13 protein-coding genes are annotated in these 14,152 nt (G+C 64.7%); 3 read left to right on the top strand and 10 right to left on the bottom strand.

The window, feature by feature from the left end; genetic code table 11:
- From ACFVAV_RS16500 to ACFVAV_RS16485, 4 genes are all read right to left on the bottom strand, one after another.
- Positions 1-459, bottom strand: a complete 459-nt coding sequence (locus tag ACFVAV_RS16500; RefSeq protein WP_379035721.1) for a roadblock/LC7 domain-containing protein — start codon at positions 457-459, stop codon at positions 1-3.
- Positions 456-1,463 carry a hypothetical protein gene (locus ACFVAV_RS16495; protein WP_379035719.1) on the bottom strand — a complete coding sequence of 336 codons (1,008 nt, stop codon included), beginning with the start codon at positions 1,461-1,463 and terminating at the stop codon, positions 456-458. The genes ACFVAV_RS16500 and ACFVAV_RS16495 overlap by 4 nt, the downstream gene beginning before the upstream one ends.
- Positions 1,460-1,780 carry a hypothetical protein gene (locus ACFVAV_RS16490; protein ID WP_379035717.1) on the bottom strand — a complete coding sequence of 107 codons (321 nt, stop codon included), beginning with the start codon at positions 1,778-1,780 and terminating at the stop codon, positions 1,460-1,462. The genes ACFVAV_RS16495 and ACFVAV_RS16490 overlap by 4 nt, the downstream gene beginning before the upstream one ends.
- 363 nt (positions 1,781-2,143) lie before the next feature.
- On the bottom strand, positions 2,144-2,749 hold the full coding sequence (locus ACFVAV_RS16485; RefSeq protein ID WP_379035715.1) for a tetratricopeptide repeat protein: 606 nt from the start codon (positions 2,747-2,749) through the stop codon (positions 2,144-2,146).
- Between the two features lie 374 nt (positions 2,750-3,123).
- On the opposite strand from ACFVAV_RS16485, the gene ACFVAV_RS16480 reads away from it, so the two are divergent.
- From ACFVAV_RS16480 to ACFVAV_RS16470, 3 genes are read left to right on the top strand one after another with little or no spacing between them, the layout of a single operon-like run.
- A complete protein-coding gene (locus tag ACFVAV_RS16480; protein ID WP_379035713.1) occupies positions 3,124-3,462 on the top strand; it encodes a helix-turn-helix domain-containing protein in 339 nt (112 codons plus the stop codon).
- On the top strand, positions 3,459-4,298 hold the full coding sequence (locus tag ACFVAV_RS16475) for an ImmA/IrrE family metallo-endopeptidase (protein ID WP_379035711.1): 840 nt from the start codon (positions 3,459-3,461) through the stop codon (positions 4,296-4,298). Before ACFVAV_RS16480 ends, ACFVAV_RS16475 begins: the two co-directional genes overlap by 4 nt.
- Positions 4,295-4,747 (top strand): hypothetical protein, encoded by a 453-nt coding sequence (locus ACFVAV_RS16470; protein WP_379035709.1) that lies wholly within the window; start codon positions 4,295-4,297, stop codon positions 4,745-4,747. Before ACFVAV_RS16475 ends, ACFVAV_RS16470 begins: the two co-directional genes overlap by 4 nt.
- 272 nt (positions 4,748-5,019) lie before the next feature.
- Here the strand turns inward: ACFVAV_RS16470 and ACFVAV_RS16465 are convergent, their stop codons facing one another.
- From ACFVAV_RS16465 to gltB, 6 genes are all read right to left on the bottom strand, one after another.
- Positions 5,020-5,541: a hypothetical protein gene (locus tag ACFVAV_RS16465; RefSeq protein WP_379035707.1), complete on the bottom strand. Its 522-nt coding sequence runs from the start codon at positions 5,539-5,541 to the stop codon at positions 5,020-5,022.
- Positions 5,542-5,577: 36 nt separating this feature from the next.
- Positions 5,578-6,885 (bottom strand): hypothetical protein, encoded by a 1,308-nt coding sequence (locus ACFVAV_RS16460; protein WP_379035705.1) that lies wholly within the window; start codon positions 6,883-6,885, stop codon positions 5,578-5,580.
- A 38-nt stretch (positions 6,886-6,923) separates the two neighbouring features.
- On the bottom strand, positions 6,924-7,217 hold the full coding sequence (locus ACFVAV_RS16455) for a WXG100 family type VII secretion target (protein ID WP_379035703.1): 294 nt from the start codon (positions 7,215-7,217) through the stop codon (positions 6,924-6,926).
- A 9-nt stretch (positions 7,218-7,226) separates the two neighbouring features.
- Positions 7,227-7,523, bottom strand: a complete 297-nt coding sequence (locus tag ACFVAV_RS16450; protein WP_379035700.1) for a WXG100 family type VII secretion target — start codon at positions 7,521-7,523, stop codon at positions 7,227-7,229.
- Between the two features lie 139 nt (positions 7,524-7,662).
- Positions 7,663-9,132 carry a glutamate synthase subunit beta gene (locus tag ACFVAV_RS16445; RefSeq protein ID WP_379035698.1) on the bottom strand — a complete coding sequence of 490 codons (1,470 nt, stop codon included), beginning with the start codon at positions 9,130-9,132 and terminating at the stop codon, positions 7,663-7,665.
- Positions 9,125-13,777: a glutamate synthase large subunit gene (gene gltB, locus ACFVAV_RS16440; RefSeq protein ID WP_379035696.1), complete on the bottom strand. Its 4,653-nt coding sequence runs from the start codon at positions 13,775-13,777 to the stop codon at positions 9,125-9,127. Before gltB ends, ACFVAV_RS16445 begins: the two co-directional genes overlap by 8 nt.
- Between the last annotated feature and the right edge of the window lie 375 nt (positions 13,778-14,152).

Below are 14,152 nucleotides of genomic sequence, written 5' to 3'. Positions count from 1 at the left end.
TCATTCGGATTCTTGATGGGGGTGCGCCGCCGCCAGATGTTCGGCGATGGCGCGAGCCACCGGCCGCGACTCCAGATGGAGCCGGCCGACGTTCACTTCCGGGCCCGCGAGCACGGTCAGCGAGGTGTAGCCGGCGGCGTAGATCACCACCTGCCCCTCGGTGCCGAGCACGACGACCTCGTTGAACCCGCCGCCATGGGCGGTGGTCGCCAGCCGATACGACAGCGACAACTGCGCGGCCGCCATCGCGGCCATGCCCGCGGGTTCGATATTCGGGGGTAGGTCGTGTTCGATGAGCAGCCCGTCGCTGGACGCGACAACCGAGCCGGTGAGGCGGGGTACCCGCTCCCGCAACGACTTGAGTTCGGCCAGCACGACCGTGTTGCGTTCGGGCACGGGCATCGCCACCTTCGTCAACCTTCCCCTCCATTCACCGAGCAGCTTCTTCCGCACGGTCACGCAAGCTCCTCCAACGCCGCTCTGAGCCGGATGAGTAGTTCGCGGTCCACCTGCTGCCAGCGCTCGGGCTCGTAGGGTGCTGTGCCTGCCTGGGTTCCGCGTCGCCGGGCGGGTGCGGTCGCTTCCTCGTCGACCGCGTGCCGACCGGATCTTTCGTTCGTTCCCGCTTGCAGCGGGTGCGGGGAACGAACGGTCCCCGCGGCGAGGACGGACGGGATCCGCCTCGGTAACGCGGGCACGCCTGTTGTCGGTGCCGGACGCCGGTGCCGCGCGGTGTCGTCGGCGGGCTCCGGTGCCAGGGCGAGGTGACGGCCTGCCGGCGGCGCCTGCGGCGCTTCGACCGCGGTGCCGTCGGGGGTCTGGAGCAGACCCGCTGCGGCGAGGTCGGGTTGCTGGATCAGGCCCGCCGTGGTCAGGTCGCGGACCGCGACGAGGCAGCCGTAGGTGGTGCGGCCCAGGTCGCGGGCGATCTCGGCGATGCTGCGGCGTTCGTCGGCGGCCGCGAGGACCTCGGCTTGGCCGCCGGTGAGCACCACGCGATTGCGGCGGACCCGGCGCGCAGGCACCACCGGCACCGCTGCCACCAGATCGGCGGGCCACGGTCCCCATTCCGGGTCGCTGCGGCGGGCGCATTCGTGGACCAGGGCGCGGGGTGCGACGCGGCAGACCGGGGCCAGCCAGTGTTCCGGCGCCGGCCGGAATTCCGGCTCGGCCGCCGAGGCGAGCAGGAAGTACGCGGCGTCGAAAACCGACAGCAGCGCAAGGGTTTCCAGTCGCGGCTTGTGCAGTAACCGGCCCGGATCGCCCGCGCCGGCCCGGCGCCAGTCCTCGGCCGTCGCCACGCCCGCCTCGACGACGAGCCGGTCCAGACCGATGGTGCGGCGGCAGCCCGCCGAGGCGATGGCGCCGCGCGCCAGATGGAATTCCCCGTCCCCGGCCCGCAGTACCCCGGTCGATCCCTGTTCCTCTAGCCTGTGCAGTTCCTCGGCGAGGGCGAGACTCATCGCTGCCCACCCGTCAGTTCCGCGAGCGCGGCCCGGAGCTGATACCGCGCCATCCCGAGATTGCCGGTGTCACCGTCGAAGACGACGTGCACGAACAGCCTGCCGTCGAAATCACCGTCGACCAGGTGCAACAGGTGGAATCCGCCGGTGCGGCAGACGACGATCTCGGTGATGTCGTCGTCGGGGCGCCCGGTAGCCAGCGCCGAACAGCTCAGCGCCGCCCGCACCACATCCGTTGTCCCCGCGGCATCCTCGTGTTCGTCCACGATGTCGTGCACTCCAGCGGCGGCAATCGCCAACCCGCTGGCCCCATCCACCAGTGTCACGCTGCACGCACCGGGAATATCCATGATGCGTTTCAGGCAGCCGTCGAGAGAATTCACACGCCCCGGCCTGTCATCGAGAGGGTTATCGAAACGAGACCTTATACCCACCCGCAAATCCCCGCATCTCGAACGCCGGAAAATTGCTGCGCCCCATAATGTTTGCTGAGGGTTGCTGGAAAACCGCTCGGTATCAATACTTTTGGGTAACTTGAGCCGGATTCGCTGCCGACCCGAGAAACCCCGTGCTCAACCGCCTTTTAGCACCCGGCGACCATCTCGCGAACATAACGAACTGGACGTGAACAATCCGCGAACCTGAACTCGGTCCGCTCGAACACCCGCCCGGCGTGTCGCTCAGCCCGCCGCGCGGCGGTACCAGGATTCGGCTTCCCGGTGGGCGCCTTGGGATTCGAGGAGGGCGGCGAGGTTGGCCATGGCGCGCGGGTGGCCGTGGTCGGCGGCTCGGCGGAAGCAGCGGCGGGCTTCGGTGAGGGCGCCACGGCGGCGCAGGAGCATGCCGAGGTTGTTGATGGCGTCGATGTCGCCGCTGTCGGCGGCGTCGCGGTACCAGGCTTCGGCGTCGTCGAGGCGGTTCTGGTCTTCGAAGAGGCGGGCGAGATTGTACATCGCGTCGACGTTGCCCGCGAAAGCCGCGTGGTGGTACCAGGTTTCGGCGTCGCGACGGTCGCCGCACTGGTAGAGCAGGGTCGCCAGGTTGTACATGGCGTTGGCGTTGCCACCGGCAGCCGCACGGCGGTACCAGGATTCGGCCTCGTCGACCTCGCCGAGCTTGTCCAGCAGGACGGCGAGGTTGTTCATCGCGCGGGTGTGTCCGGCGGCGGCCGCCCGCCGGAACCAGTGCTCGGCGGCATCGAAATCGCTGTGGTCGTAGTAGATGTTGGCGAGATTGTGCATGGCGGTACCGTCACCGCGCTCCGCGGCGCGATGCAGGCTCGCCATCGTTCCCGGCGGTAACGGCACAGCTCCCCCTCGGATCATCACCGGTTACACATCGATAACGGAAAGTCTATGTGCTGCACCGGAGATCAGCTACGTCGTTTGCTTCGCCACCGAAGATTTTGGGCGCGTAACATGTTCAGTCCCCTACGCGCCCGGTGACAAACCGCGCCAAGCGCGATAGAGCCCGCGGACTCGGATGCCCCTGCGCGCCACGTGTTTCGCGTGTCAGCGCTGGGCGCCACGCATCCATGACTTCGGGCGAGAGGCACCGAATAAGAGAAAATCCCTGTTCAGAGGCATGGATCGGTTGTCGGTGACAGCCAGGACAGCTACACTGAATAACCTATGGAAAATCTATTCAGGAGGTGAGGGCCGTGGCTACTGCTTCTATCGGTGAGCGCATCGAACGCGCGCGTGTTGCGGCTGGCCTGAGTCAGAACCAGCTGGCCGAGAAGGCTGGAATCACCCAGCCGACGCTGTCGCGGACCATCGCGGGCAGTCGGGTCGCGAAGATGAACGAGCTCGTGGCGATCGCGCACGCTACCGGCAGCTTGCTCCAGGAACTGACCGGGTTCTCCCCGGTTGCCGACGAGGTCCAGTGCGCGGCACGCTCTGCCAACGGTGCCGCGATGGATTCGATGTACGACCAGATGTTGCACTTCGTCGAGATCGATGTGTATCTCGACGATCAGGGGATCGCGGCCATCGGATGACAGCCGAATCCGACGGCCGGGTCGCCGCCGAGAAGTTCCGAGCAGACTACTCGCTAGGCTCGCAACCGGTCGGCGACCTTGTCACCCTGATCGAGCAGACCGTCGGCGCCGACGTAGCGGTTCTCGATGCTGAGGTCGATCAGCACGGGATGACCATGCGCCGCAGCGAGAACAGTCACATATTTATCGCAGTGGCGCGCAGCCGAAACCCGATGCGCCAACGCAGCACCCTCGCCCATGAGCTCGGACATGTTGTGTTCGGTGATTGGGCTACCGCACCGATTGTCGACTCTGCGAGCCCGGCGGAGAGTAGGGCAAACGTCTTCGCACGACATCTACTTGTCCCCCAGGAGGGTCTTCGCGAGTTCCTCGGCACACGTCCGGAAGTTGATCTGGCGGCTCTGTCGAACGTTGTCCAATGGTTTCAAGTCTCGCCCCAGATCGCGGCGATCGCGCTGGAACAGGCCGGTCGCATCGACCCGACCACGAAGACAAGCTTTATGGAGCAGACCGCGCCCCAATTGGCTGCCAGGTATGGCTGGTCGGATCGATATCACGCGATGCAGCGAGAGTCGGATCGCCGGCGAGCACCGCAACGGTTGCTGACCCGAGCGATTTCAGGATGGCTTCAAGGCGTGGTGCCGATCGAGATGCTCGCGACTCTGCGGGGTCTCGACGTTGTGGCGCTGCAGGAGGAACTCGCCGACGCCGGAGTAACCCCCGTGGAGGTGGTACCGGTGTGGGCCAACGGCTCGGAGCTGCCCCATGTCGAAGTCGACCTGACCGGACTGGACGAGCTGGATGACGATTTGCATGAGGAGGGAACCGGCGGATGACATCCAGGCCCGTCATCGATGCTGGGCCTGCGCTGAATTTCGTGGCCACGAACCAGCAACGACTTCTGTTCAAAGTCCTCGGACCGCTGAGTACACCAGAGACAGTCCAGGCGGAGGTATTACGGAAGCCCAAGAACGATCCTCGGTTCCAGCGCGTACCGCTGACATGGTCGAAGCTAACGCCCACCTGGATCGAGATCCTGTGCGATGACGTAACTCCCGAGCTAGATGCTGTCTGCCGCCGCCTGTCGGCTACTGGCTTGACTGATCGCAAGGCCCGCGCCCAGGACCTCGGCGAACTCATGGTCATTGCGCACGCCGTCGCTATCGCTGAGCATCATGCTCTGGCGGTAACCGTGGTGATCGATGAGCGCAACGGCGCCACGATGGCCACCACTGAGGCGAAACGCCTTGACCGCTTTTTACGAGAAGCTGTACGCCTGCGATGACGGGTTGCCGCCGATCCGGGATACGACGCTCTTGTCGGCCAGGTTATGGAACCGGTAGCGCGACCGCACTGACGCGCGTCATGCCGAGGTGGTGATCGATCAGCACACCGGAACAAGCGCCCGCGGGCTCGGAAGTCCGCGGGCGCTTCGTGTTCCGCCTGTCAGCGCTGGACGACAGCGGTCGGCGGGATCGGCGAGCGCGGTCTCGGCCGCGGCCGTCGTAACCGACCCCGAGGTCGGTCAGCAGGCCGGGCTTCTGCGGACTGGCACCATCAGGCGAGCCTCTCGATATCTTGCAAAAGGCCCCAACTGAACCCCGCACCATAACGCTTACCGTCGGCCGCAGTAAACAGCAGTTCCTCGTATGGCGGCATCGAGTCGCCGACCTCGACTGCGCTGAAAGAACCCGCAACTTCGTCGAGCGTACATCCCCACACCGGGACCGACATCGGATTGACAAGAATAGGATGCTTCTCGCCCTCTGCGCGCTGAAAACGCGCGCTTTTCCAGCAACCTTCCTGCCCCATAACGACAAAGTCCAATCCGGGCCACAGGACGGACCTATACGAGAGTACTGGATGCTCATCCGCCGGCACATCAACCATCAGAATTTCCGCAAGGTTGGCGAACTGGTCTGGACCGAACTGCACCTTGGGCCGAATACTCTCACGAATTTCCATAGCTTCATCCATAGTCAGCCCGGCTCTGACGATGGCATTGCGTTTCAATTCTTCCTTGCAGACCATGCCCATCAGCAGAAAGACATCGAATTTCAAACAAGCAGCCTCATCCACCATATGATCCTTCTTTCGCCTGACGACGCCTCGCGATTAACGTGCGATGAAATCGATTACGGAGCCACGCGCAGCGATCACAGATCCATCCGCCCGGACTATCATTACCACATTCTGCGTAGCATAATATGGCAGGATCACAGTTCCGCCGCCAACTGCTGGTGCGGTACCTCCAATCTCACCGAATGCACGTTGCGACGCAGCGATTGTGGCCTCCACAGCCTCGTCGTGCGAGAGGTTCTGCTCAGTGAGCTTCGTTGCCATGATATCCGGCTTGCCAGACCCTTTTGGCAGGTCCTTGATCTCGTCACCGATCTTATTTCCTTTGTCTGCCGCCGACGTGCCAGCTGGGGCCTTCGGCGCAGACTCGGACCGTACGGGCCTATTCCGGCTCAAATTTCTGGCCTCATCGATGGAATTGCGGGACTTCTGCAGATCTCGTGCAGCACGCTGGCCCTCACGGACACTTTTCGCCCGATGCCATGCACCTACCGCATCGGCAATCAGGCCCGCGAATCTGCCGATGATTGTCCCGCTAGCAACGCTAGTCGCCACAGCACTCAAGCCACATGTCAACCAAGCCGTAGCCGCAGTGATGACCACCTGAGTAAGGAGGGCGGCGGCAAGTTCGTTCAGTAACAGGGTTAGCGTTTCGCGCCGGAGTGTCTCCAGCTCAGACTTCTGGTCACTGCACATCGTAGCCAGCTCACCGCAAGTTCCCAGGACATCATCGACCGCCCCTTGCATAGCCCGTAGCCGATCGCGTATCGCATCTGCATCAGGCGCATCAATAACGTCCATCCGTTCAGCCGCACCGTTCATTACCCATGCAATGTCAGCAGTGTGGCCGGTCTCAAGACGGTGCCAGATGTCAGAGGCTGTCTGTAGCTTGCCGGTATCTCCGTCGGGAATCGGGATCAGCATTTTATCAGCGAGTGTGATTGCCGTGTCCACGGTATCTCGAATGCCTTCACTGGGTCCGCCAGCGGATGGCACGTCACCGTAGTATCTACATTCGGGCCCCGGCGTACTCGGAATCTCCGGTATTGCCCCGCTCGGATTTCGGGTGCTGTAGTAGTCAGCCAGTTGATAGTTGTATCCAGCTTGGGTGATTACTCCACCCAAATTCTGCAATCCTTCGCCCAATTCCGCGGTCATTCTGAGCAGTTCAACTACCCGTGCGTCATATTTTTTACCCCACTCGACGCCCGCCTCATCAACCCCTGCCATCGACTTACACGCTGCAAGCGCTTCAGTCTCGCCGATAAAAGCATCCTGAACGGCGTCCGCGAGCTGAAAACACAATCTACCAATCGAATAGTAGGTATTCCAATCTACCTTCAACAGACCCTCCACCCCGTTCTATAAACTAGTTACGGGCTTCACTCCAACATCTTCACATTTGCCGTCGCAGCCTCAGAATAGTTTGCGTGCGCCGCAACTGCCAACGCCTCCAGATCCCCCAGATTGACATGCACTTCATTCATTCCAGAAACGAACTGGAGATGAGCTTCAGAATATGCATCCGCAGCTGCTCCGTCCCATTTGCTCGACAGTTCTTTAGCCGCGGATTCCAGGGCCACAATATGGTCAGCGAGAAAGTCCTTGTAGCCTCTTATTCGAATAGTGACCTCATCGAGGTGTTCGAGATCGACGTCGAATCCGTCGCTAGTCACAGATACCTCTCAATCCATCGCGAGCTGGGGCCCTGCGCCGAACGATCCTGCGGTGGATACGTCAGCTTCCCTAAAATTCTCTGCGGTAATTCCTAATTTTTCGGCGAGCGTAAACATTGCGTCCCATACCTGGGATGCACCGCGGCCCAGCTGATCCCATTCGTCGTTGTACGCGTCAGCTGCCGCTCCTCGCCATGAGTTCATCAAGCCGGCGACATCATGGTCTACAGTGGTCGCCCCAGAACGCAACTCCTCTGCAGTTCGGTAAACGAGCCTTCCGAACTCCTGCACCGAATCCAGACCCACGCCCAACACCCCGGACTGAGAAGCTCCGTCTGTTGTCACCTGATCAACCCCCATCCTGTTTGCACTTCGTCAACAGGCTATCGCAATCACAAAAGCGCCCGCGGACTCGGAAGTCCACGGGCGCTTCGTGTTTCGCGTGTCAGCGCTGGGCGACAGCGGTCGGCGGGATCGGCGCGGGCAGCGCGGTCTCGCCTTCCAGGAACTTGTCGACCGCCGAGGCCGCGGCGCGGCCTTCGGCGATGGCCCACACGATCAGCGACTGGCCACGGCCCATGTCGCCGGCGACGAAGACGCCGGGGATGTTGGTGGCCCAGTTCTTGTCGCGCTGGACGTTGCCGCGGCCGTCGTAACCGACGCCGAGGTCGGTCAGCAGGCCGGGCTTCTGCGGGCCGACGAAGCCCATGGCCAGCAGGACCAGGTCGGCTTCGAGGGTGAAGTCGGTGCCTTCGACCTTCTCGAAACGGCCGTTGGCCATCTTGACCTCGTGGGCATCGAGACCGGTGACCTTGCCGTCCTTACCGACGAAACGCTCGGTGTTCACGGAGAACACGCGCTCGCCGCCCTCCTCGTGCGCCGAGGAGACCCGGTACATGAGGGGGTAGGTCGGCCACGGGGTGGAGCCTGCGCGCTCCTCCGGCGGACGGGGCATGATCTCGAACTGGTGCACCGACTCGGCACCGTGGCGGTGCGAGGTGCCCAGGCAGTCGGCGCCGGTGTCGCCACCACCGATGATGACGACCTTCTTGCCCTTCGCGTGGATGGGCGGCAGGCCGTTCTCGTCGGTGATGTCGTCGCCGAGCTGGACGCGGTTGGCCAGCGGCAGGAACTCCATCGCCTGGTGGATGCCGTCGAGCTCGCGGCCCGGGATCGGCAGGTCACGGGCGATGGTGGCGCCACCGGCCAGCACGATCGCGTCGAAACGCTCACGCAGCTGCTCGGCGGTGATGTCGACACCGACGTTGACGCCCGCCTTGAAGATGGTGCCTTCGGCCTCCATCTGCGCCAGGCGGCGGTCGATGATGGACTTCTCCATCTTGAATTCCGGGATGCCGTAGCGCATCAGGCCGCCGATGCGGTCGTCACGCTCGAACACGGTCACGGTGTGACCGGCGCGAGTGAGCTGCTGGGCGGCGGCCAGACCGGCCGGCCCCGAGCCGACGACGGCGATCTTCTTGCCGGTCAGGCGGGTCGGGTACACCGGGGTGACCCAGCCCTCGTCGAAGGCGTTCTCGATGAGCTCGACCTCGACCTGCTTGATGGTGACCGGCTGCTGGTTGATGCCGAGCACGCAGGACGCCTCACACGGAGCCGGGCACAGGCGGCCGGTGAACTCCGGGAAGTTGTTGGTGGCGTGCAGGCGGTCGATGCCCTCGCGCCACGCACCCTTGTACACCAGGTCGTTCCACTCGGGGATCAGGTTCCCCAGCGGACAGCCGTTGTGACAGAAGGGGATACCGCAGTCCATGCAGCGGCTGGCCTGCTTCTGCAGGGTGTCGTGCGAGAACTTGTCCTCGTAGACCTCTTTCCAGTCGAGCAGTCGCAGCTCGACCGGGCGACGGGTCGGGAGTTCCCGTGAGGTGTGCTTCAAAAAACCTTGTGGGTCAGCCACGAGCTGCCTCCATGATCGCTTCGTCCACGTCCTTGCCGCTCTTCTCAGCTTCGGAGATGGCGAGCAAAACCTTCTTGTATTCGCGGGGCATGACCTTCACGAAGTGGTTCACCTGCTGGGACCAATCGCTCAGGATGCGCTCGGCGACAGCCGAACCCGTTTCGTCGCGGTGCACGGCGATGATGTCGCGCAGCCAGGTGAAGTCGTCACCGGAGAGCTGCTCGATCGCCTCGGCCTGATCCGGGTTGACGCGCGCGGGGAGCGTGCCCTCCGGGTCGTAGACGAAGGCGACACCACCGGACATACCGGCGCCGAGGTTGCGGCCGGTGCCACCGAGGATGACCACCCGGCCACCGGTCATGTACTCGAGCGCGTGGTCGCCCACACCCTCGACGACCGCGGTCGCACCGGAGTTACGCACGGCGAACCGCTCACCGGCGACACCGTTGATCAGGATCCGGCCACTGGTCGCGCCGAACATGATCACGTTGCCCGCGATGATGTTGTCCTCGGCGACGAAGCTCTCCGGCGCGTTGAGCGCGGGGCGGACCACGATGTGACCACCCGAGAGACCCTTGCCGACATAGTCGTTGGCGTCACCCTGCACGCGCAGCGTGATGCCAGCCGGGACGAACGCGCCGAAGCTGTTGCCCGCCGAACCGTTGAAGGTGATGTCGATGGTGTTGTCGGGCAGGCCCGCGCCACCGTAGAGCTTGGTCACCTCGTGGCCGAGCATGGTGCCGACCGTGCGGTTCACGTTGGTGATCTTGGTTTCGATCTTGACCGCCTGGCCACGCTCGAGCGCGTCGGCGCTCTGCGCGATCAGCTCGTTGTCCAGCGCCTTGTCCAGACCGTGGTCCTGGGTGCCGGTGCAGCGGGTGTTCTGGTTCATGAACGCCGTCTCCGGCATGTCCAGAATCGGCGACAGGTCCAGCTTGGCGGCCTTGAAGTGCGCCTTGGCGGCGGCGGTGTCGAGCAGGTCGACCCGGCCGACGGCCTCGTCGAGCGTGCGGAAGCCCAGCTCGGCGAGCAGCTCACGCACCTCCTCGGCGACGAACAGCATGAAGTTCTCGACGAACTCCGGCTTGCCGGTGAAACGCTCACGCAGCACCGGGTTCTGGGTGGCGATACCCACCGGGCAGGTGTCGAGGTGGCACACGCGCATCATGATGCAGCCCGAGACGACCAGCGGAGCGGTCGCGAAACCGAACTCCTCGGCGCCGAGCAGGGCGGCGATCATCACGTCGCGGCCGGTCTTCATCTGACCGTCGACCTGGACGACGATGCGATCGCGCAGGCCGTTGAGCAGCAGGGTCTGCTGGGTCTCGGCCAGGCCGAGCTCCCAGGGACCACCCGCGTGCTTGAGCGAGGTCAGCGGCGAGGCGCCGGTGCCGCCGTCGTGGCCCGAGATGAGCACGACGTCGGCGTGCGCCTTGGACACACCGGTGGCGACGGTGCCGACACCCGGCTCCGCGACAAGTTTCACGTGAATCCGCGCCTGCGGGTTCGCGTTCTTCAGATCGTGGATCAGCTGCGCCAGGTCCTCGATCGAGTAGATGTCGTGGTGCGGCGGCGGGGAGATCAGGCCGACGCCCGGCGTGGAGTGCCGCACCTCGGCGACCCACGGGTACACCTTGTGCGCGGGCAGCTGGCCGCCCTCGCCCGGCTTGGCGCCCTGGGCCATCTTGATCTGGATGTCGGTGGCGTTGGTCAGGTAGTGCGCGGTGACGCCGAAGCGGCCCGAGGCGACCTGCTTGATCGCCGAACGACGCCAGTCGCCGTTCTCCTCGACCTCGAAGCGGGCCGGGCTCTCGCCGCCCTCACCCGAGTTCGAGCGGGCGCCGAGGCGGTTCATCGCGATCGCGAGGGTCTCGTGCGCCTCGGCCGAGATGGAGCCGTAGCTCATCGCGCCGGTGGAGAAGCGCTTGACGATGTCGCTCGCGGGCTCGACCTCGTCGATGGAGATCGGCGCGCGCTGACCGGTCTTGAACTTGAACAGGCCACGCAGCGCGGCCAGCCGCTCGGACTGATCGTCGACCAGCTTGGTGTACTCCTTGAAGATCGAGTACTGACCCGAGCGGGTCGCGTGCTGCAGCTTGAACACCGTGTCCGGGTTGAACAGGTGGTACTCGCCCTCACGACGCCACTGGTACTCGCCGCCGACCTCGAGCTCGCGGTGCGCGCGCTCGTTGCGGTTCTCCAGGAACGCGACACGGTGGCGGGTGGCGACCTCGTCGGCGATCTCGTCGAGACCGATGCCGTCCAGGTGCGAACGCAGACCGGTGAAGTACTCGTCGACCAGGTCCTGCGCCAGGCCGATGACCTGGAACAGCTGGGCGCCGTTGTAGGAGGCGAGGGTGGAGATGCCCATCTTCGACATCACCTTGAGCACGCCGTTGCTCGCCGCGGTGCAGTAGTTCGCGACGGCCTTGCGGAAATCGGCGGCCAGGTCACCGGTGGAACCGGGGATCTGCAGCGAACCGCGCTCGAGCATGTCCTCGATCGACTCGAAGGCCATGTACGGGTTGATCGCGGCGGCGCCGAAGCCGACCAGCATCGCCATGTGGTGCACCTCGCGGGCGTCACCGGCCTCGACGACCAGGCCGACCATGGTGCGGGTGCGCTCGCGCACCAGGTGGTGGTGCACCGAGGAGGTGAGCAGCAGCGACGGGATCGGCGCCAGCTTCTCGTTGGACTCGCGGTCGGACAGCACGATGATCCGCGCGCCGCCGTCGATGGCCGCCGACACCTGGGTGTTGATGGCCTCGAGCGCCTTGCGGATGCCCTCGCCGCCCTCGGCGACCGGGTACAGACCACGCACGACCACCGAGCGCAGCTCGGGGTGGCTGCCGTCGTCGTTGATGTGGACGAGCTTGGACAGCTCGTCGTTGTCGAGGATCGGCTGCTCGAGCGCGATCTGCTTGCACGACTCGGGGCCCGGGTGCAGCAGGTCGGCCTCGGGGCCGATGTTGCGCTTGAGGCTGGTGACGACCTTCTCGCGGATGGCGTCCAGCGGCGGGTTGGTGACCTGCGCGAACAGCTGGGAGAAGTAGTCGAACAGCAGGCGCGACCGGTTCGACAGCACCGCGATCGGGGTGTCGGTACCCATCGAGCCCAGTGCCTCGCCGCCGGTCTTGGCCATCGGCGTGATCAGCAGGTTCAGGTCCTCGGTGGTGTATCCGAAGATCTGCTGACGGATCAGCACGCGGTCGTGCGACATGTGCACGTGCGGGCGGTCGGGCAGGTCGGCCAGGCGGCTCACGCCGGCGTCCAGCCACTCCTGGTACGGCTGCGCCGCGGCCAGCTCGGACTTGATCTCGGCATCGGTGACGATGCGACCGGCCTCGGTGTCGACCAGGAACATCTTGCCCGGCTGCAGGCGGATCTTCTGGACCACGGTGGACGGGTCGATGTCGAGCACGCCGACCTCGGAGGCCAGCACGACCAGGCCGTCCTCGGTCACCCAGATGCGACCGGGGCGCAGGCCGTTGCGGTCGAGCACGGCGCCGATCTTCTTGCCGTCGGAGAAGCAGACGGCGGCGGGGCCGTCCCACGGCTCCATCAGCATCGAGTGGTACTCGTAGAACGCCCGCAGCTGCGGGTCCATGTTCTCGTTGCGTTCCCAGGCCTCGGGAATCATCATCAGGATCGCGTGGTGCAAGTCGCGGCCGCCGAGGTGCAGGAGCTCCAGCACCTCGTCGAAGCGCGCGGTGTCACTCGCACCCGGCGTACAGACGGGGAAGATCTTCTGCAGGCGGTTCTTGCCCGCCTCGTCCTTGCCGAACACGTCCGAACGCAGCAGCGCCTCACGCGCGCGCATCCAGTTCTCGTTACCGGTGACGGTGTTGATCTCACCGTTGTGGGCGACCCGGCGGAACGGGTGCGCCAGCGGCCACGAGGGGAAGGTGTTGGTGGAGAAGCGCGAGTGCACGATGCCGATGGCGGACTCGACGCGCTCGTCCTGCAGGTCCAGGTAGAACGCGCGCAGCTGCGGCGTGGTGAACATGCCCTTGTAGATGAAGGTCTCGCCGGACAGGCTCGGGAAGTACACCGATTCCTTGCCGACGGTGCCCTCGCCGGAGCCTGCCTTGCCTAGCTCGTGCTCGATGCGCTTGCGGATGACGTAGGCGCGACGCTCCAGCTCCATGCCGGACAGCTGCTCGGCGGAGTTCTTGGGCGAGCCGATGAAGATCTGCCGGAAGGTCGGCATGGCATCGCGGGCCAGTGCGCCCAGCGACGACTCCTCGATCGGCACCTCGCGCCAGCCGAGCACGGCCAGGCCCTCTTCGGTGACGATCTTGTCGACGCCGTAGGCGGCACGCGCGGCTTCACGACGGGCCTGCGGCAGGAAGGCGATACCGGTGGCGTAGGAGCCGACCGGCGGCAACTCGAAGTCCACGACAGCGCGGAAGAACTTGTCCGGAAGCTGGATCAGGATGCCGGCACCGTCGCCGGAGTTCGGCTCGGCGCCCGCGGCACCGCGGTGCTCCAGGTTCAGGAGGGCCGTGATGGCCTTGTCGACGATGTCTCGACTGCGTCGTCCGTGCATGTCGGCCACGAATGCGACGCCGCAGGCGTCGTGCTCGAATGCCGGATCGTAGAGCCCGGTGGCACCGGGTGACCTGTGGCCAGGAAGTTGCGTCATGCCTCTGCCTTCAAGAAAGTCGGCTGTCGATGAGATCGGCCGCTCAGCGAACTGAGTTGGGCCCTTCGTCGTTTCGCCTCCGTCAAGACTGCGTCCGTACGATCCGAAACCAGCGACGGTGATGGTTTGCGGCGTGCAGTCACGTCTCCAGTTGTCCACCCGCTTCGTTGACGTAGTGGGTGCTCAGAGGTAACGGAACGCTTACGCATCCCTTACCTCCGCGCGGGGTTTCACCCGCTAGTCTTGGTCCGGTTTCACCGGCCCTCGAAACAGGTGGTTGTGCCGAACTGGGTGCGTTCGGCGTAAGAGCAAACGATAAGTCAGACCGCAGACCCAACCAACTAAGGTCGGGCTAAGAAACCTGTCTAGCTGGGG

This window comes from Nocardia sp. NPDC057663, assembly GCF_042799895.1.
Classification (GTDB): Bacteria; Actinomycetota; Actinomycetes; order Mycobacteriales; family Mycobacteriaceae; genus Nocardia.
Note: the sequence above shows the minus strand (reverse complement) of the source record. Positions and strands in the feature narration are given on the sequence as shown.

What these genes read in the sequence shown, in the direction of transcription:
- gltB (WP_379035696.1), bottom strand. Translation starts at nt 13,777, where the DNA reads ATGACGCAACTTCCTGGCCACAGGTCACCCGGTGCCACCGGGCTCTAC.
- ACFVAV_RS16485 (WP_379035715.1), bottom strand. Translation starts at nt 2,749, where the DNA reads ATGGCGAGCCTGCATCGCGCCGCGGAGCGCGGTGACGGTACCGCCATG.
- ACFVAV_RS16495 (WP_379035719.1), bottom strand. Translation starts at nt 1,463, where the DNA reads ATGAGTCTCGCCCTCGCCGAGGAACTGCACAGGCTAGAGGAACAGGGA.
- ACFVAV_RS16475 (WP_379035711.1), top strand. Translation starts at nt 3,459, where the DNA reads ATGACAGCCGAATCCGACGGCCGGGTCGCCGCCGAGAAGTTCCGAGCA.
- ACFVAV_RS16470 (WP_379035709.1), top strand. Translation starts at nt 4,295, where the DNA reads ATGACATCCAGGCCCGTCATCGATGCTGGGCCTGCGCTGAATTTCGTG.